This is a genomic window from Deinococcus depolymerans (genome assembly GCF_039522025.1).
Lineage (GTDB): Bacteria > Deinococcota > Deinococci > Deinococcales > Deinococcaceae > Deinococcus > Deinococcus depolymerans.
Genome location: NZ_BAAADB010000012.1, coordinates 12,615 through 30,316 on the forward strand (window position 1 = coordinate 12,615; position 17,702 = coordinate 30,316).

The window sequence follows — 17,702 nt, forward strand, 5'->3', positions numbered from 1 at the left end:
TGTTCCGTTCACACCCCGGCAACGCACCGGGTGGCCAACTCCACGCCCGGCAGCTCTTCTCCCCCCCGCTCTGCGGCGCAGCCCTGCAAGTCGACTCGGATTGAACGGCTTTATAAGCCATTTAATCCAAGCGGATGCGACTCGGAGAGCTGCGCCGCAGAGGAGGAGAGAAACGCCCCTCCGGACGTGGAATTAACAGATCGGTGGTGTGCCGATCTGTCAACGAAATAAACGGAATCCGTCTTACTGCTCGCGCAGACGTTCCACGCGCAGCATGTTGGTCGTGCCGCGCACGCCGAACGGCACCCCCGCCGTGATCACGTACCGGTCCCCCATCTCGGCCAGGCCGCTGCGACGCAGCTCGTCGTTCGCGATGCGGACCATGTCGTCGGTGTTGCGGGGATCCTCGCTCAGGACCGGCACGACGCCCCACGAGAGTGCCAGCTGGTTGCGGGTCTGCTCGTTGGGCGTCAGGGCCAGGATCGCCAGCGGGGGGCGGTTCTTGGCGATACGGGACGCCGCGCCGCCCGTGCTCGTGAAGGTCACGATGGCCGGGGAATCCAGCTTCTCGCCGATGTTGCACGCGGCGTACGCGATGGAATCCTGCGCGAGTTCCGTGTCGATCACCAGCTGGCGCTGCAGCATCTTGTAGTGCTCGCTGCCCTCGGCTTCACGGGCGATGGCGTCCATCATGGCAACCGACTCGACCGGGTACAGCCCGGCGGCGGATTCGGCCGACAGCATGACGGCGTCCGTGCCGTCGTAGATGGCGTTCGCCACGTCGGAGGCCTCGGCGCGGGTGGGGCGGGGCAGGCCGATCATGCTCTCGAGCATCTGCGTGGCCGTGATCACGGGCTTGCCCGCCTCGCGGCACATGCGGATGATGCGTTTCTGGATGGTCGGCACCTGCTCGGGGCGCATCTCGACGCCCAGGTCACCGCGGGCGACCATGATGCCGTCCACTTCCTTGAGGATGTCCTCGAAGCGGTCCACCGCCTGCGGTTTCTCGATCTTGGCCATCAGCTTGGCGCGGCTGCCGAAACGGGACATGTAGTGCCGGGCCAGCAGCAGGTCGTCGCGGGAACGCACGAAGCTCAGCGCCACCCAGTCCACGCCCAGTTCCGCGCCGAACTCCATGTCCTGCACGTCCTTCTCGGACAGCGCGGGCACGCTCAGGTCGGCCTCTGGCACGTTGATGCCCTTGTTGTTCTTCAGGACGCCGCCGATCACGACGGTCGTCATGACGTCGTTGCCGCGTACGCCCTCGACGCGCAGCGACATGTTGCCGTCGTCGAGCAGCAGGGTCATGCCGGCGTGAACGTCACGGGCGAGGTCCTTGTAGGTGGTGCCCACGCGGGTCTCGTCGCCCTCGACGTCGTCCATGGTGATGGTGAACTTGTCGCCGGGCGCCAGGGTCACGCTGCCGTCCTTGAAGCGGGCCACGCGGATCTTGGGGCCCTGCAGGTCCTGCAGGATGCCGATGGTGACGCCCTTCTTGGCGGCGAGTTCACGGACCATCTGCAGGGTCTGGCGGTGGTCCTCGCGGTCACCGTGGCTGAAGTTCATGCGGACGACGTTCAGGCCGGCGTCGATCATGCGGCTCAGGACTTCCGGGCTGCGGCTGGCGGGGCCGACGGTCGCCACGATCTTGGTAGCGCGGTCAATCTGTTTCATATGGAATCCTTTCCAAACACCTGAAAGGCCGGGCGGTGAGGCTGCCCCCACCGCCCGGCAACGACCTCAGCGCAGCGCTTTACGGCCCGGGTACACGGCCCGGTCACCCAGCGCATGCTCGATGCGCAGCAGCTGGTTGTACTTCGCGATGCGGTCCGAGCGGCTGGCCGAGCCGGTCTTGATCTGCCCGGCGTTCGTGGCGACCGCCAGGTCGGCGATGAAGGCGTCCTCGGACTCGCCGCTGCGGTGGCTGATGATCGTGCCGTAGTGGTGACGCTTGGCGAGTTCGATGGCGTCCATGCTCTCGGTGAGGCTGCCGATCTGGTTGACCTTCACCAGGATGGCGTTGCCGACCTTGGAATCGATGCCGCGCTGCAGGCGTTCGGGGTTGGTCACGAACAGGTCGTCACCGACGAGTTGCACGCGGTCCCCGATCCTGGCGGTCAGGGCGGCCCAGCCGTCCCAGTCGTCCTCGGCGAGGCCGTCCTCGATGCTCACGATCGGGTAGCGCTGCGCCCAGTCGGCCCAGAAGTCCACCATCTCGGCGGTGCTGAGCACGCGGCCCTCGGATTCCAGGTGGTACTTGCCGTCCCGGAACAGTTCGGTCACGGCCGGGTCGAGCGCGATGGCGATGTCCTTGCCGGGCTCGTAGCCGGCCTTCTCGATCGCCTCGAGCAGCACGTCCAGCGCCTCCTCGTTGCTTTTCAGGTCGGGCGCGAAGCCGCCCTCGTCCCCGACGTTGGTGTTGTAGCCCTTGGCGGACAGGACCTTCTTGAGGCTGTGGAAGGTCTCGGCGCCGTAGCGCAGCGCCTCGCGGAAGGAGGGCGCGCCGACCGGCATGACCATGAATTCCTGGAAGTCCACGGAGTTGTCGGCGTGCGCGCCGCCGTTGATGACGTTCATCATCGGGACCGGGAGGGTCTTGGCGTTGCTGCCGCCCAGGTAACGGTAGAGCGGGATGTCCAGTTCGGCGGCGGCGGCGCGGGCGGTGGCGAGGCTGACGGCCAGGATGGCGTTGCCGCCCATGCTGCCCTTGTTGGGGGTGCCGTCGACGGCCATCATGGCGGCGTCGATGGCGGCCTGTTCGGTGGCGTCCATGCCGACCACGGCCGGCCCGAGGGCCTCGTTGACGTTCTGGACGGCCTTCAGGACGCCCTTGCCGAGGTAGCGGCTGCCGCCGTCACGCAGTTCGAGGGCCTCGTGGGTGCCGGTGCTGGCGCCCGAGGGGACGATCGCGCGGCCGGAAAAACCGCTGTCGAGGTGCACTTCGGCTTCCACGGTGGGGTTCCCGCGCGAGTCCAGCACTTCACGGGCCATCACTTTCTCAATCTTCATCGCTCATTCCTCCGGAGTTGGGGTGCCCCCCGCCATGCGACCGCCCCAGGGCAGCGCCACCGGGCGAGTAGGTGTACTTCAGACACTATAAGCGGCGCAGGTCATGGAACGGTACACCCGGTCTAAGTGACGCCGGCCCTGACCGGGGCGCGGCCCGTGCCGGCGCTGTAAGGACCCTCAGACGCGCAGCGTGACCATGACGGCCATGTACCCGCCCCCACCCGCCGCGCGGAAGATCGCGGGGCTGGTGGAGCCGCTGAACAGCAGTTCCGCCTCACCCTCGATCGGACCCAGGGCGTCCAGAACATGCCGGGCGTTGAACGCGAGGCTCATGGCGGGCTCGGTGCCGCCCTGCACCACGTCCAGGGTGTCCTGCGCGCGGCCGTAGTCGCCCTCGGCCGCCAGCCGCAGCTTGCCCTCGGACACCAGGAATTCCACGCGGTTATTGGCGTTCTTGTCGGCCAGCACGGCCACGCGGTTCACGGCTTCCTTCAGGGCAGTGGCAGGCAACGTGACCTGCAGCTTGATGTCCTTGGGAATCACGCGCTCGTAGTCCGGGAAGTCCCCGTCGAGCAGTTTCAGGTTCATGTGCACGCGGTCGGTCGTGACGCTCAGCATCCCGTCGCCGTACGTGAAGCGGGCCTCGCCGTCCTTGAGCACCCGGATCAGTTCGTCGACGCTGCGGGCCGGAATGATCAGGTTGCGGCCGTCCCCGCTGGCCGGGAAATCACGGATCGCCACGCGGTAGCCGTCCGAGGCGACCACGCGCGCGCCCTCGGGCCGGTGCTCGAGCTTGATGCCGCGGAACACGGCCTGGAAGGCCTCGTTGCTGGCGGCGTAGCGGACGCTGGAAAAGGCGCGGGCCAGTTCCGTGGCGTCCAGGCTGACATCGGCCTGCGAGGGAAAACTCAGGGGCGGGTAGGCGTCGAGATCGCCGGTCTGGAGTTTGAAGTCCGAGCCGCCGGCCCGGACGGCCAGTTCCGCGCCGCTGAGTTCCAGTTCGACGAGTTCGCCGCCCAGGTTACGGACGATCTGCGCGAACAGGTGCGCGGGGACCACGAAGTTCTGCGGATCCCGGACCTCGGCCGGGACGAAGCAGGACAGGTCGATCTCGAGGTTGGTGCCGCTGAGGGTCAGGCCTGCCTCGGTGGCCTCGACCTTCAGTGCCGTGAGCAGGGGGTTGCTGCTGCGGCTGGGAACCACGCGTTCGAGGAGACCGAGTCCCTCACTGAGAATTTTCTTGGTGACGTGTACGTTCATGGCTTGCCTCTCTGTCTGGGTCCTATCTTTTATCTGTTCTTATTTAAAAAAAAGATAGTAGTAGTAGTAATAGGGCCTGTGGAAACTGTGGAAAAGTGGGCTAGGGGTGCGCCCAGCGCGCGTTTGACCTGTGGACAAAATTGTGGATAAGTGACGCTTTCCTGTGGATAACCTGTGGACAAAAAGGGCGGTTATCCACAGGCTCCCGGAAGGCCCGGGTTATCCACAATTTTATCCACAGAAAAAACGGGGTTATCCACAGCTTATCCACAGGGTTATCCACAGCTCGTGAAACTGTGCACACGGTTTTGGAACGGAATTTGGAACTTATTCTGCCAGAACGCGAAAAGACCCACGGCATTATGCCTCATTCTCGTCGTCTTCCAGGCCCTGCATCTTGCGGCGCAGGGTCTCCACGGCCGCCGTGATCTCCGGCTCCCGGCCCACCTGCTCCGTCACCTTGTTGATGGCGTGCATGACCGTCGAGTGATCCCGCCCGAAGAACTGCCCGATTTCCGGCAGTGAATGGTCCGTCAACTCACGGATCAGGTACTGCGCCACCTGACGTGGCAACACCACCTCACGCACCCGGCCGGAGCCCCGGATCACGTCCGGCGGCATGTTGTAGTGCGCCGCCACCTGCTTGAGCACGTCCATCATCTCGACCTTGACTTCCTGCGGCGTGAACACGTTGCTCAGCGCCTTGGCCGCCACCGCCCGGCTGAACGGCACGTTGTTCAGGCTCGAAAACGCCACCACCCGCATCAGCGCGCCCTCCAGTTCCCGGATGTTGGTCGTCACCTGCCGCGCGATCAGTTCGAGCACCTCCTGCGGAATGTCGATGCGGTTGTGCTCGGCATTCATCTTCAGGATCGCCACGCGCGTCTCGTACTCCGGCGACTGGATGTCCGTGATCAGACCCCACTCGAACCGGCTGCGCAGCCGTCCCTCCAGCGTCTGGATGTCCTTCGGCGGCCGGTCGGAACTCAGGATGATCTGCTTGTGGTTCTCGTACAGCGCGTTGAAGGTGTGGAAGAACTCCTCCTGCGTGCGCTCCTTCCCCGCCAGGAACTGGATGTCGTCGACCAGCAGCAGGTCCACCGAGCGGTACCGGTTGCGGAACTGCGTCATGCGGTCCTCGCGGATCGCGTTGATCAGGTCGTTCGTGAACGACTCGGTCGAGACGTACTCGATCCGCTTGCCCGGAAAACGCTCGGTCATGTAATGCCCGACCGCGTGCATCAGGTGGGTCTTGCCCAGCCCGACGTCCCCGTAGATGAACAGCGGGTTGTACGCCTTGCCGGGGGACTCCGCGACGGCCAGCGCCGCCGCATGCGCCAGGTTGTTGTTCGGGCCCACCACGAAGTTCTCGAAGGTGTACTTGGGGTTCAGGACCTTGCGGTTCTCGACCGGCGCGGACGCCGGGACGGCCCGCCCGGCCGGGGTCGGCGGCGGCGGTGGCGGATCGCTGGGCAGCAGCAGGGCGTCCTGCGCGGCGGGCAGCACCTGGAAACTCACCTGCGGGTTCTGCGCGCCCAGACTGCGCAGCGCATCCTCCAGCAACTCCAGGTAATGCTTGCGGAACCACTCCTGCGCGAACGAGTTCCGCACGCCCAGCACCAGCGACCCCTCCTGAACGCCCAGGTTCTTCACGGGGGCGAACCACGTGTGGTATTCCACCTCTGAAATGTTCTTGCGGACGTACCCAAGCACGTCCGCCCAGATTTCCTGCGAGATAAGGCGCACCTCCCTTAAGGCACTCTTGAAGCGGGAGTCAGCATACCACCCGCCCCGCCTTCTCTCGGGGCCACCCAGGAGAGAAGCGCGGGCGGCCGCTGTTCTACCGGGCCTGTTCTTCTCTCCACCGGGCCAGGGCCTGCGCCTCGCGCGCTGGCGTCAGGGCGTAGGTCAGTCCGGCCCCGGCACTCCAGGCGCGGGTGTCACGGGCCGTCACCTCCGGGCCGCGCAGGGTCAGACCCGCCGCGAGGGCACGCCCGGCATCCACGTCCATCAGGCCTGCCTGCTCCGCGTGTTCCGGAATGAACAGCGGCACCTCCCGGAACCCCAGGCCCAGACCCTCAAGTGCGTCCGCCGGCACCCACACCGGCCGCCGGATGCCCAGCACACCCGCGAAGTGCGCCCAGCTCAGGCGCGGCCCGGCCACGTTGAACACGCCTCCCAGGTTCTTCTCTGCGACCCGCACCGTGAACGCGGCGAGGTCCCGCGCGTCGATCACCTGCACGTGATCCTCGCCGCTGCCGGGCAGCAGGGTCTCCCCTCCCCCACCGGCCCGGTCCGGCCAGTACGGGTAGCGGGCCGTGTGATCGAACGGCCCCGCCACGATCTGCGGCCGCAGGACCGTCGCGCGGTCCCCGAACACCTCCTGCACGACCTGCTCGCAGGCGACCTTCAGCGGGCCGTAACTGGCGCCCGTCACCTCGGTCTGATCCTCGGGCGCGGGCGGCAGCAGCGGGTCGTCCTCCCGGACCGGGTGCCGCCCCGGCTCGGCGTACACGCTGACCGTGCTGACGAACACGTAGCGGCCCACCCGGTCCCGCAGCTCCGCGGCACTCGCCCGCACGGCCCCTGGCGTGTACCCGCTGACATCCACGCAGGCGTCCCAGGCTCGGCCCGCCAGGGCGTCCAGACCACCGGTCCCGGTCCGGTCGCCACGCAGCCGCTCGACATTCTGTGGCAGTTCGTCCGGGGACTGCCCGCGCGTCAGGATGCTCACGCGGTGCCCGCCCGCCAGGAACGCCAGCACGATGTGCCGGCCCACGAACTGCGTACCGCCCAGAATCAGGATGTCCATGCGTCTATCCTGTCACCCATGAAGGTGAGGTTCACGCCGGGCCGCGTCCGCGCCCGCATCGACGATCTGGAACTCGCGGCCCTGACGCGCGGCGAGTCCCTCGAGACCCGCGTCGAGTGGCCCGGCGGAGGCTGGGTGCTGACCCTCGACCCGCACGGAGACACGCTGAGCGGGGACGCCGGGCACCTGCGCGTGGGCCTGCGTGCCCGCCTGCCGGAGCTGCTGGACCCCGCGCAGGAAGGCGTGACCCTGAATGGCCCGCCGCGCGTGACGGTGGAAAAGGACTTCGGCCCGCAGCACGGCTGATCCTGCCAGGGGCCGTGCCGGCTGGGTCAGCGTCGGCTCCAGCGGCCCCCGACCTCCTCGACCAGTCCGGCGAGTTGCAGCATGACCAGCGCGGTCTGCACATCTGCCAGCGGCAGGCGCGTGCGGGCCTGAAGGTCGTCCAGGGTGGAGGGCGCGGCGATGACGGCCAGCACCTGCGCCTGCTCGGGCGGGAGGTTCAGCGCGGGTTGCTGCGGCACGCTGCCCCAGCCCAGTTCGGTCAGGATGTCGGCGGCCGACTCGGTCAGGACCGCGCCGTCGCGGATCAGGGCGTGCGGCCCGGCGGCGCGCGCATCCCCGGCGCGGCCCGGCACGGCGAACACGGTGCGCCCGCACTCCAGCGCGTGCGTGGCGGTGATCAGCGACCCGCTCCTGCGTTCGCCCTCGACGACCAGCGTCCCGGCGCTCAGCGCGGCGATCAGGCGGTTGCGGGTCGGGAAGTGATGCTGCGCGGGGCCGGTCCCGAGCGGGTACTCGCTGACCAGCGTGAGCCGTTCGGCCAGCCGCTCGTTCTCGCGGGGGTAGATGACGTTCACGGCGCTGCCCAGCACGCCCACGCTGAGGCCGCCCGCCTCGACCGCCGCGCCGTGCGCCGCCGTGTCCACGCCGCGCGCCAGTCCGCTGACCACGACCACGTCCGCGCGGGCCAGGTCCGCCGCGACCGTGCGGGTCAGCGACACCGCGTGAGGACTGGCGGCGCGCGTGCCCACGATCCCGATGGCGCGCGGCACGACCGGCAGGTCCGGCAGGTCGCCCAGCACCCACAGGACCGCCGGGGCGTCCTCCAGGGCGTCCAGGGCGGGCGGGTAACCGTCCAGGCCGCGTCCCAGCAGGGTCACGCCCAGCCGCGCGGCCTCGGTCAGTTCCGCCTGGGCCTGCTCGGCGGCCTTCGGGGTGCCGATGGCGGCCAGACTGCGGGCGTCCAGGCCCGGCACGCCGCGCAGTTCGCTGCGGGGGGCGCGCAGCGCCGCGTGCGCCGACCCGAAGTGCACGCGCAGGCTCTCGGTGCGGCGCGGCCCCAGCCCCGGCGTGAAGCGCAGGGTCAGCAGCGCCAGCAGTTCCTCCGGCGCGGACGGAACGTGCAGGTCGGCGAACAGGGGACGGCTGGTCACCCGGTCAGCATACGGTCCGGGCCGGGCGGCGCGGGGCCGGAATGCGCTCCGCCCGGCGGGGGGGCCGCCCCCCGCTGCGCCCGGCGGGCCGTCAGGAGCGGGCGGGCAGGGGCGGTTCGTTCAGCGGTTCGTTCTCCTCCACGTCGTCCGGTTCGTCGCTCTCGTCGCCCAGCGCCGCGCCGGGAACCGCCAGCGTGAACAGCGCACCCCCCTCCGGGTGATTCTCGCCGGTCAGGGTGCCGCCGTGCATCAGCGCGATCTGCCGCGCCACGCTCAGGCCCAGGCCGCTGCTGCCCGACCCGCTCACGAACGGCTGGAAGATCTGCTCGCCCAGTTCCGGCGGCAGGCCCGGCCCGCTGTCCCGCACCGTGAAGGTCAGCCACTCGGGCGTCTCGGTCAGGTTCAGGGTCACGGTGCCGTCCGCTCCGGCGGCGCGGCGGGCGTTCGCCAGCAGGTTGCGCAGCGCCTGCGTCAGCCGGTCCGGATCGCACAGGATGCCGCCGGTCCAGTCGCCCGTGAAGGCCGTGCCGGGCACCAGCCGGTCCACGCGGCCCCGCAGCGTCCGGGCCGGAATGTAATGCCACGCGAGTTTCATCTCCAGTTCCCCGCGTGCCAGCTGCATCAGGTCCTGTGTGGTGAAGGTCAGTTCGTCCGCGACCAGCGAGGCCCGCTGCACTTCCGGGTCGTTCGTGCGTTCCTCGGCGCGTTGCAGGCTGGCCTTCAGGACCGTCAGCGGCGCGCCCAGTTCATGCACGATCTGCCCCAGCAGCTGCTTCTCGCGGACCTGCCCGTCCTCGATGCGGACCAGCAGGCGGTTGATGGCGGTCAGCAGGCGGTGAACCTCGTCCTCCTGCGCCGGCAGCGGCAGCGTGGCCAGACTGCGGGTCGGGTCGATGCGGTCCGCGAGGTTCGCGGCGTGCTCCAGACCGCTCAGGGCGCGGCGGCCCACCCACCAGCCGGTCAGCAGCAGCAGCAGTGGCGCCACGATCAGCGCCAGCAGCAGCGCGCTCAGGGCACTCTGCCGCGCGGCGATCAGGTCCACCTCCGGCAGGCCCACCCACAGCGTCCCGAAATCCCCCACCGGGCGCTGCACGGCGCGCACCGTGGTGTCCTGCACCGTCACCCGCGGCTGGCGGCCGAAGGCATACGGGGCCTCGTTGAACTCCCGCAGGATGGGACTGGTCGCGTACACCACGCCGTCCGGGTCGATCAGCATGGTGTACGCACTGGCGCTGCCGGCCGTGCGCCCCAGGCCCCGCTGGGCGCCCGTGAACGCCTCGGCCAGCGTGTCGGCCCGTTCGTTCAGGCGGTCCGTGAACTGCTGGTCCATGCGGGAGAGCAGCAGCGTCACCACGCCCAGACTGGTCAGCAGGATCAGCGCCAGGGCCAGCAGGCTGTACGTCAGGGCCAGCCGGAAACGCAGGCTGTGCCGCCACGCCACCCGCGCCGAGTACAGGCCCGCCCCGCGCCCGAGCCGCGCGGCCCGCGACCCGTCATGGGACGGTGCGGGCCGCGCCGACGGGAGCATCAGGCCTGCAGCACGTACCCGACGTTCCGGATCGTGCGGATGCGCAGGTCGCTGCCCGCCTGCTCCAGCTTCTTGCGCAGCTGCGAGATGCGGACCTCCACGCTGTTGCTGTTCGGCGTCTCCCAGCCGTACAGGTGCGACTCGATGTCCGCGCGTGAGAACACCCGTTCCGGCGTGCGCATCATGAGTTCCAGGATGCGGGCCTCGTGCTCGGTCAGGTTGGCGTGCTTGTCGTCGACGGTCAGCAGCAGACTGCTGGTGGACAGGCTGGTGTTGCCCAGGTTCACGCCCGACCCGGCCGCCGTGCGCCGCAGCAGCGCCGTGATGCGCGCGTCGAGTTCCGGCATGGCGAACGGTTTGGTCAGGTAATCGTCCGCGCCGGCGTTCAGGCCCGCCACGCGCTCCTGCACGCCGCTGCGCGCCGAGAGCACCAGCACCGGCGTGCTGGAGTACTGCCGCAGCGCCTGCACGAGGTCCAGGCCGTCACCGTCGGGCAGGTTGAGGTCCAGCAGGATCAGCTGGGCGGTGTGGGTGCCCAGCCAGGCCTGCGCGTCTTTGAGGGTCGCGGCGTGCTGCACCTGGTAGTCCCCGGACAGGTACTCCTTGAGCAGCGGCCCGAGGTGCGGGTCGTCTTCAACAACAAGAATCTGGGCCAGCATGGAAGTCTCCTTGACGGGAAATGAAGTGTGGGCGCTGCCAGTGATGCTAGCGCGGACGCGCCGGGTCTTGCGGTCATACGGACTGCCGTCCGTTTCGTGAACAGACCGGGGAACACCACCGATCCGTCAACGCCACGCCCGGAGGGGCGTTTCTGTCCTGCTCACTCTGCGAGCCCGCTCGGGTTGAAAGAGGTTGCCAACCTCTCAACCCGAGCCCCTCTCATACGGACTCCGATTGAATGGCTTACAAAGCCGTTCAATCCGAGCGAAGCGAGTGGGAGAAAACCGGGTTCCGGACGTGCAGTTAACAGATCGGTGGTGTTCCGATCTGTTAACGAAACAAACGGAGTCCGTATCACTTCTTGCCGGCCGGCGCGGCCCGCAGGCCCGGCAGGCTGACCGACCCGGCCGGCGCGGACAGGCTGAGGCTGAGCTTGAAGCCGCTCAGGAAACGCGTCAGCGGCAGCGGGCCGTTCTCGGCCTGCACGTTCAGCTGCCCGCCGGTCAGGACCCCGGCGTAACGGCTTTTCAGTCCGGGGAAGGTGTTGCGGTTGCGTTCCTCCTCGCTCGGCGCGAACAGCACCACGACCGGTCCGCTGTAATCACCCACCAGCCGCACCTTCAGCTGCCCGCCGCCGCTCTCGCCGTCTCCCAGTTTGGTCTGCAGTTCACTGTCCCACACGCTGATCTTCAGGGCGTGCGCGGGCGTGGACAGCAGCAGGGCGGACAGCAGCAGGGCAGGGAACTTGGGCATGGCAGTCGGGGTCTCTCCAGGGGCGGGGCAGGCCGCGGCGGGCCAGTGGGGGCGGCAGGTCAGGAACAGCCCCGACCTGTGATTGCCCAGCGTACCGCCTGGACCTGACGCCCCGCTGAAATCCCGGCCTCAATTGCCCACGGACCCTGAAGGCAAGGGCCGCCCCTGACCACCGGGGCCAGGGGGAGGCCGGAGCTGCGATGTCCGGCCTCCCCCTGGCTGTTCTACCGGGTCCGTCTCATACGGACTGCCGTTTGTTTCGCCGACAATCCGGAACTTCACCGGATTGCCAGCTCCACGTCCGGAACCCGCCTCTCTCCTGCTCTGCACAGCAGCTCTGCGAGTCGCATCCGCTCGGACCCAGCGGGCTTTGCAGCCCATTCAATCGGAGTCCGTATCACAGCGCTTCGAGCAGCAGCCGGTCCGGGTTTTCCAGCAGGCGGATCACTTCCTTGCAGAAGCGCGCGGCCTCGGCGCCGTCCACGAGGCGGTGATCGAACGACAGGCTCAGGTACATCATGTGCGCCACGACGATGTTGTCGAATTCGTCCACGATGGGGCGTTTCACGATGGAGTGCACCCCCAGGATCGCGGCGTCCGGCACGTTGATGATCGGGAAGGAGAACAGCGCCCCGATGGACCCGATGTTCGTGACACTGAAGGTGCTGCCCGCCAGCTCGTCCGCCTGGAGTTTACCGGCCTGCGCGCGCCCGGCGATGTCCGTGACCTCGCGCGCCAGTTCGAACACGCTCTTGTGGTTCACGTCCCGGATGACCGGCACGGTCAGGCCCGCGTCCGTGGCGACCGCCATGCCGATGTTGTAGTAGCGCTTCTGCACGATCTCCTGCGTGGCCTCGTCGAAGGACGTGTTCAGGCTGGGGTACTTGCGCAGCGCCGCCGCGACCGCCCGGAAGATGAACGGCAGGTACGACAGTTTCACGCCGGCCGCCGCCGCGTCGTCCTTCACGCGCCCGCGGAACTCCACGAGCTTGGTCAGGTTCACCTCGTCCACCGTCAGGGTCCGCACGGTGTACAGGTGGCTGGCCTGCATCTGGTTGCTGATGGCGCGGCGCATGCCGCGCAGCGGCACGCGCTCTTCCAGATGCTCGTACCCCTTCGGCGTGCGGTACTGCACGGGCGCGACCGGCAGGCCGCCGGCACCCTTCGCGGCCGGAGCGGCCGTCGGGGCGGCCGGGGCCGGGGCCGCAGCCGCGCTGGCCGCAGCGGCGACGGGCGCAGCGGAGGTCCCCTGGTGGTGGGCGAGCACGTCCCCAACGCGGATACGGCCGTTCGGGCCGCTGCCACGGACGTCGGTCAGCGCGACGTTCAGTTCACGGGCCAGTTGCCGCGCGGCGGGCACGGCCAGCACCCGGCCGTCCGCACGGGCGGGCTGGGCCGGCGCGGCCGCCTGGAGCGCGGCCGCGCCGCGCGTGCCGAGGCCCTGCACCTGCACCCGCTCGTCCGAGGCGAAGGCCTTGAACAGGCTGCCGTCGTCGTCGGTCTTGCTGGCCAGGTGCCCGGCCTCCACGATGCTGCCGCCCCGGTCCTCCTGGGACGGCGCGATCTGCTCGCGTTCCTCCTGCGCCTGCAGCGAGGGCGCCGGGGTCGCGGCCGGGGCCGCCCCGCCGGTCTCGTCGATCAGGGCGATGGCGGCGTGCACGGCCACCACGTCGCCCTCGCCGGCCAGTCGCCGGTGCAGCACGCCCGCGACGGGACTGGGGAGTTCCACCGTGACCTTGTCGGTCATGACCTCGCACAGCGGTTGTTCGAGCACGATGGTGTCGCCCTCGGACACCAGCCACTTGAGGATTTCACCCTCGACGACACTTTCAGCGAGTTCGGGCAGCAGGACTTCTTTCATGGGGAACCTCGGGAGTGGGCCGCTGCCGCTCAGCGCAGCACGAGGGCGCGCAGCAGGCCATAGATGATCAGAACGGAACCCAGCACCTGAATCCAGCGTTCGCCGCGGGCGTACACCCAGGCGCTGGCCCCCAGCAGGGCGAACATGCCGCCGATCGCGGCGCTCTGCCACGGTTCGGCCAGCCGGCCGGCCAGGGCGTACAGTGCAAAACCGATGCCCAGGCCGATGGAGCCCAGCAGGGGACGAAGCAGGTCGGGTTTCATGGACTTCAGGGTAGGGGCTTTCAGGGGGCTCAGTAGTTCAGGGCGCGGACGCAGGCGGCCACGATGCGGTTGGCTCCGGGCAGGTACACCTTGTCCTGCACGTACGGGTACGGCGTGTCGAAGCCCGCCACCTGCCCCACCGGGGCGAGCAGCGAGTCGAAGACCTGCTCCTGGATGACGTACGCGACCTCGCCCATGAAGTTGCTGATGCGCGGCGCCTCGCTGACCAGCACGGCGCGGCCGGTCTTCTCGACGCTGGCGAGCACGCGGTCCTTGTCCCACGGCACCAGCGAGCGCAGGTCGATGACCTCCACGCTGACGCCCTCGGCGGCCAGCGCGTCGGCAGCCTTCTCCAGGTCCGGCATGACGCCCCCGTAGCCGATCAGGGACAGGTCCGTGCCCTCGCGGCGCACGGCGGCCTCGCCGAACTTCACGACGTAGTCGTGGGCGGGCACTTCACCCTTGGAGGCGCGGTACAGGCGTTTGGGCTCGAAGAAGATCACGGGGTCCTCGCCGCGCACGGCGCTGCGCAGCAGGCCCTTGGCGTCGTAGGGGGTGCTGGGCATCACGACCTTCAGGCCCGGCGTGTGCGTGTAGTAGCTCTCGGGGCTCTGGCTGTGGTGGTGCCCGCCTTTGACGCCGCCGCCCGACGGCGTGCGGATCACCAGGGGCGCCGTGAACTGCCCGCCCGACCGGTAACGGATCTTGGCGGCCTGCGAGATGATCTGGTCGAAGCCGGGCCCCATGTAGTCCGCGAACTGGATTTCCGCGATGGGGCGCAGGCCGCGCACGGCCATGCCCACGGCGGCCCCCACGATGCTGGCCTCGCTCAGGGGCGTGTCGAACACCCGGCGCGGCCCGAAGCGTTCCTGCAGGCCGGCGGTCGCCATGAACACGCCGCCGCGCGCGCCGACGTCCTCGCCGAACAGCACGACGCGGCTGTCGCGTTCCATCTCCTCGGCGATGGTCTCGGTCACGGCCTGGATCAGGTTGATGGTGCGGGTGGCCGCGGCGTCCGTGTGGCGTTCCTGCGTGGCGGTCATGCCCGTCCTCCCTGACCGGCCTGTGCGGTCTGCTCGGCGCGCAGGAAGGCTTCCTGGTCGCGCAGGTGGCCCGGCAGGTCGGCGTACACGTCCTCGAAGATGATGCGCCAGTCGGGTTGCCCGGTCGCCTCGGCCTTCAGGACCTGCTCGTCCACCTCGCGGTGCGTCTGGGCGATCAGGTCGGCGCGTTCCTCGGCGCTGACCGGGTGCCCCAGTTTTTCCAGCAGCTTCTCGACGCGGGTGATCGGGTCGCGGCCCAGCCACTCCTCGACCTCCTCGCGGGTGCGGTAGTGCTTCTCGGCGTCGGCGTCGGCGTTGCTGTGCGAGCCCACGCGGTAGGTCAGGCACTCGACGAGCGCGGGGCCCTCCCCGGCGCGGATCTGGCCGGCGACCTGCGCGCAGACCTCCATGACCGCCACGATGTCGTTGCCGTCCACGTAGTAACCCGGCATCCCGTACGCTTTGGCCTTGATGTGAATGGTCTCGCTGGCGGTCTGCTCGCGGATGGAGGTGCTGATCGCCCACTGGTTGTTCTCGCAGACGAACATCGCGGGGGCCTTCGCGGCGCCGGCCATGTTCAGTCCGGCGTGCCAGTCGCCCTCGCTGGTCGCGCCGTCCCCGAAGGTGCAGACCGTGATCTCGTCCACACCCAGGTACTTCTGCGCCATGGCGTTCCCGGCGGCGGGGGGCACCTGCGAGGCGATGGAGGAACTGATGCTCACGAAGTTCTGGGCCTGCGCGGCGAAGTGGTGCGGCATCTGGCGGCCGCGCGACGGGTCGCTGTTCGTGCCGAGGCACTGGCTGAGCAGTTCGGCCATCGGGACGCCCATGGCGAGACCCAGGGTGTGGTCGCGGTAGTACGGCCAGACCCAGTCGTGACCCACCCGGATCGAGCGGGCCAGGCCCACCTGGGTGGCTTCCATGCCGCTGGACTGCGCGTAGAAGGTGGTGCGCCCCTGGCGGAGCAGCGTGATGAGTTTGCGGTCGAATTCGCGGGCGCGCAGCATCAGGGCGTGCAGCTCGCGGAGGAGGGCGGGCGTGAACCGTTCGGGCAGCGGCTGGACCGGCGTGCCGTCCTCCGCCACGAAGCGGATGGGTTCAGGGGTGAAGGGCTGAATCATGGGCTGGGGCCTCCTGACAGGGGGCAGGGCGCGCGGCGTGGTGGCCGGCTCCTCCCCTGATCGATCTGTCTATCTAACGCTCGTTAGGCATTTTAGACGGTTTGACCCCCGCGCGGGAAACCCGCCCGTCCCGCAGGGCGTGCGCGGCTCTGCCCAGCGCGTGCCGGTCCCACCCGGAGGGCCCTGCCAGGCCCACGCTGTCCGGATGGAATGGACGGCGTGGGCCTGGCAGGGGGGCAGCCGGACCCACCCTGCCCGCGCTCCCGGCCCCCCGCCCGCCACGCCTTGCCTCAATGGACGAAGAACACCAGTCCCTCGGGCACGCCCGCCGGGACGGGTCTCCCCTCCCCTGCCACTGCCAGCCCGGCCGCCCGTTCCCGCGCCTCCTGCAGGTACGCCGCGAACGGCACCGGGCCCGCCTGCCGTTTCGGACGGGCGTCCCCGAACAGACTCATCGGCGCGCGGTCCGCCGGGTGCGTCCAGGCCCCGCTGGCCCAGTCGAAGTCGTACAGCGCCACGAAGCGCTCGCCGTACTCGGCCACGAACTCCATGGCGTCCAGCAGGAACTCCACCTCCTCGTCGGTCGCCCACGGCGCGAGGTTCAGGCGGGTCCAGCCGGGCTTCACGCCGTCCAGGTGATTCACGGCGCACTGCATGAACTGCTCGCTGCGCCGGTCGTCGATCTCCAGCAGCGCGTGCCCGTACGGCCCGGCGCAGGCGCAGCCGCCGCGCGCCTGAATGCCGAACAGGTCGTTCAGCAGCCGCACCACCAGCCTGGGGTGCAGTTGCGTACCCGCCGACGTGAAGGTCAGGAACGAGAGGAACGCCAGCCGGGGCGCATCCAGGTTCCCGAGCAGTTTCAGACGCGGGTTCCCACGCAGCCTGCCCAGGGCGCGGGCGTACAGCTCGTGCTCACGGGCGGTCAGGGCCTCGGTGCCCAGCGCCTCCTTGACCCGGAACGCCAGCGCCGTGCGCAGCTTGCCCAAAATCGCGGGCGTCCCGGCGTCCTCGCGGGCCTCGATGTCCTCCACGTACAGCTGCGCCGTGCGGTTCACGAAACGCACCGTGCCGCCGCCCGGCGTGCTGGGCACGCTCAGGTGGTACAGCTCCTGGCGGAAGCACAGCAGGCCCGGCGTGCCCGGCCCGCCCGCGAACTTGTGCGGACTGAGGAACACCGCGTCGTACCCGTCGGGGCGGCCGGGTTTCATGTCGATCTTCACGTACGGGCCGCTGGCCGCGAAATCGAAGAACGCGAACGCCCCGTGCGCGTGCAGCAGCCGCGCCACCGAGCGCGTATCGGTCAGCAGGCCGGTCACGTTGCTGGCGGCGCTGAACGACCCGATCTTGGGCCGCCCGGCGTAGTGGGGGTCCTTCAGTGCGCCGACCAGCGCGCCGAGGTCCAGGTTGCCGCGTTCGCACAGCGGAACCTCGACGACCTCGGCCAGCGTCTCGCGCCAGCTGATCTCGTTGCTGTGGTGCTCGTACGGCCCGACGAACACCACGGGCCGCTGCGAGTCCGGCAGGGCCTCCAGCACGGTCTGGCGGTGCGGGCCGCCCACGACCAGTCCCAGGATGTCCTGCATGCGGCGCACGGCCGCCGTGCTGCCGGACCCGCAGAACACCAGTTTGCAGCTGCTGTCCGCGCCCAGCTGCTCCTTGATGTACCCGGCCGCCTGATGCGTCAGGTGCGTCAGGTGCGCGCCGGTCGCGCTGTCCTCGGTGTGGGTGTTCGCGTACAGCGGCAGGGCCAGCGTCTCCAGGCGGCGCTCGACCGAGTGCAGCGCCCGGCCCGAGGCGACGTAATCGGCGTACGTCACGCGCCGCTCCCCGAACGGCGTGTCGATCAGGACGTCGGTACCGATCAGGTCAGCGCGCAGCGCAGCAAAATCCATGCCCCATCTTAAGGGACCTTCATGCGGCTCATTGTGCCCACGCGGCCGCGCCGCGTTCGGGAAT

The 17,702-nt window shown here is 69.2% G+C and carries 15 protein-coding genes; 1 reads left to right on the forward strand and 14 read right to left on the reverse strand.

The window, feature by feature from the left end; translation table 11 throughout:
- Positions 1-243: 243 nt before the first annotated feature.
- The 5 genes from pyk to ABDZ66_RS07250 all read right to left on the reverse strand — a co-directional run bounded on the left by pyk (position 244) and on the right by ABDZ66_RS07250 (position 7,081).
- On the reverse strand, positions 244-1,674 hold the full coding sequence (gene pyk / locus ABDZ66_RS07230; RefSeq protein WP_343757392.1) for a pyruvate kinase: 1,431 nt from the start codon (positions 1,672-1,674) through the stop codon (positions 244-246).
- A 66-nt stretch (positions 1,675-1,740) separates the two neighbouring features.
- Positions 1,741-3,009: a phosphopyruvate hydratase gene (gene eno, locus ABDZ66_RS07235; RefSeq protein ID WP_343757393.1), complete on the reverse strand. Its 1,269-nt coding sequence runs from the start codon at positions 3,007-3,009 to the stop codon at positions 1,741-1,743.
- A 177-nt stretch (positions 3,010-3,186) separates the two neighbouring features.
- Complete coding sequence (gene dnaN / locus ABDZ66_RS07240) at positions 3,187-4,269, reverse strand: DNA polymerase III subunit beta (protein ID WP_343757394.1); 1,083 nt, start codon at positions 4,267-4,269, stop codon at positions 3,187-3,189.
- Between the two features lie 360 nt (positions 4,270-4,629).
- Positions 4,630-6,006: a chromosomal replication initiator protein DnaA gene (gene dnaA / locus ABDZ66_RS07245; RefSeq protein WP_343757771.1), complete on the reverse strand. Its 1,377-nt coding sequence runs from the start codon at positions 6,004-6,006 to the stop codon at positions 4,630-4,632.
- A 103-nt stretch (positions 6,007-6,109) separates the two neighbouring features.
- A complete protein-coding gene (locus ABDZ66_RS07250; protein WP_343757395.1) occupies positions 6,110-7,081 on the reverse strand; it encodes an NAD-dependent epimerase/dehydratase family protein in 972 nt (323 codons plus the stop codon).
- A gap of 18 nt (positions 7,082-7,099) precedes the next feature.
- On the opposite strand from ABDZ66_RS07250, the gene ABDZ66_RS07255 reads away from it, so the two are divergent.
- A complete protein-coding gene (locus ABDZ66_RS07255; RefSeq protein ID WP_343757396.1) occupies positions 7,100-7,387 on the forward strand; it encodes a hypothetical protein in 288 nt (95 codons plus the stop codon).
- A 26-nt stretch (positions 7,388-7,413) separates the two neighbouring features.
- Here ABDZ66_RS07255 and dprA read toward each other — a convergent pair whose 3' ends face one another.
- From dprA to ABDZ66_RS07300, 9 genes are all read right to left on the reverse strand, one after another.
- Positions 7,414-8,517 (reverse strand): DNA-processing protein DprA, encoded by a 1,104-nt coding sequence (dprA, locus tag ABDZ66_RS07260; protein ID WP_343757397.1) that lies wholly within the window; start codon positions 8,515-8,517, stop codon positions 7,414-7,416.
- A gap of 91 nt (positions 8,518-8,608) precedes the next feature.
- Positions 8,609-10,045 (reverse strand): sensor histidine kinase, encoded by a 1,437-nt coding sequence (locus ABDZ66_RS07265; RefSeq protein WP_343757398.1) that lies wholly within the window; start codon positions 10,043-10,045, stop codon positions 8,609-8,611.
- Positions 10,045-10,704, reverse strand: a complete 660-nt coding sequence (locus ABDZ66_RS07270; RefSeq protein ID WP_343757399.1) for a response regulator transcription factor — start codon at positions 10,702-10,704, stop codon at positions 10,045-10,047. The genes ABDZ66_RS07265 and ABDZ66_RS07270 overlap by 1 nt, the downstream gene beginning before the upstream one ends.
- Positions 10,705-11,059: 355 nt before the next feature.
- Complete coding sequence (locus ABDZ66_RS07275; RefSeq protein ID WP_343757400.1) at positions 11,060-11,458, reverse strand: hypothetical protein; 399 nt, start codon at positions 11,456-11,458, stop codon at positions 11,060-11,062.
- 397 nt (positions 11,459-11,855) lie between these two features.
- A complete protein-coding gene (locus ABDZ66_RS07280; protein ID WP_343757401.1) occupies positions 11,856-13,319 on the reverse strand; it encodes a dihydrolipoamide acetyltransferase family protein in 1,464 nt (487 codons plus the stop codon).
- Positions 13,320-13,348: 29 nt separating this feature from the next.
- Entirely contained in the window at positions 13,349-13,582 is a 234-nt protein-coding gene (locus ABDZ66_RS07285) for a hypothetical protein (RefSeq protein WP_343757402.1), read from the reverse strand.
- 29 nt (positions 13,583-13,611) lie between these two features.
- Positions 13,612-14,625, reverse strand: a complete 1,014-nt coding sequence (locus ABDZ66_RS07290) for an alpha-ketoacid dehydrogenase subunit beta (RefSeq protein WP_343757403.1) — start codon at positions 14,623-14,625, stop codon at positions 13,612-13,614.
- Entirely contained in the window at positions 14,622-15,746 is a 1,125-nt protein-coding gene (locus ABDZ66_RS07295; RefSeq protein ID WP_343757404.1) for a thiamine pyrophosphate-dependent dehydrogenase E1 component subunit alpha, read from the reverse strand. The genes ABDZ66_RS07290 and ABDZ66_RS07295 overlap by 4 nt, the downstream gene beginning before the upstream one ends.
- Before the next feature lie 290 nt (positions 15,747-16,036).
- Positions 16,037-17,638 (reverse strand): aminotransferase class V-fold PLP-dependent enzyme, encoded by a 1,602-nt coding sequence (locus ABDZ66_RS07300; protein WP_343757405.1) that lies wholly within the window; start codon positions 17,636-17,638, stop codon positions 16,037-16,039.
- Positions 17,639-17,702 lie beyond the last annotated feature (64 nt).

What these genes read in the sequence shown, in the direction of transcription:
- ABDZ66_RS07290 (WP_343757403.1), bottom strand. Translation starts at nt 14,625, where the DNA reads ATGACCGCCACGCAGGAACGCCACACGGACGCCGCGGCCACCCGCACC.
- ABDZ66_RS07300 (WP_343757405.1), bottom strand. Translation starts at nt 17,638, where the DNA reads ATGGATTTTGCTGCGCTGCGCGCTGACCTGATCGGTACCGACGTCCTG.
- ABDZ66_RS07265 (WP_343757398.1), bottom strand. Translation starts at nt 10,045, where the DNA reads ATGCTCCCGTCGGCGCGGCCCGCACCGTCCCATGACGGGTCGCGGGCC.
- ABDZ66_RS07270 (WP_343757399.1), bottom strand. Translation starts at nt 10,704, where the DNA reads ATGCTGGCCCAGATTCTTGTTGTTGAAGACGACCCGCACCTCGGGCCG.
- ABDZ66_RS07275 (WP_343757400.1), bottom strand. Translation starts at nt 11,458, where the DNA reads ATGCCCAAGTTCCCTGCCCTGCTGCTGTCCGCCCTGCTGCTGTCCACG.
- ABDZ66_RS07255 (WP_343757396.1), top strand. Translation starts at nt 7,100, where the DNA reads ATGAAGGTGAGGTTCACGCCGGGCCGCGTCCGCGCCCGCATCGACGAT.
- pyk (WP_343757392.1), bottom strand. Translation starts at nt 1,674, where the DNA reads ATGAAACAGATTGACCGCGCTACCAAGATCGTGGCGACCGTCGGCCCC.
- eno (WP_343757393.1), bottom strand. Translation starts at nt 3,009, where the DNA reads ATGAAGATTGAGAAAGTGATGGCCCGTGAAGTGCTGGACTCGCGCGGG.
- ABDZ66_RS07285 (WP_343757402.1), bottom strand. Translation starts at nt 13,582, where the DNA reads ATGAAACCCGACCTGCTTCGTCCCCTGCTGGGCTCCATCGGCCTGGGC.
- dnaN (WP_343757394.1), bottom strand. Translation starts at nt 4,269, where the DNA reads ATGAACGTACACGTCACCAAGAAAATTCTCAGTGAGGGACTCGGTCTC.
- ABDZ66_RS07280 (WP_343757401.1), bottom strand. Translation starts at nt 13,319, where the DNA reads ATGAAAGAAGTCCTGCTGCCCGAACTCGCTGAAAGTGTCGTCGAGGGT.
- ABDZ66_RS07295 (WP_343757404.1), bottom strand. Translation starts at nt 15,746, where the DNA reads ATGATTCAGCCCTTCACCCCTGAACCCATCCGCTTCGTGGCGGAGGAC.
- ABDZ66_RS07250 (WP_343757395.1), bottom strand. Translation starts at nt 7,081, where the DNA reads ATGGACATCCTGATTCTGGGCGGTACGCAGTTCGTGGGCCGGCACATC.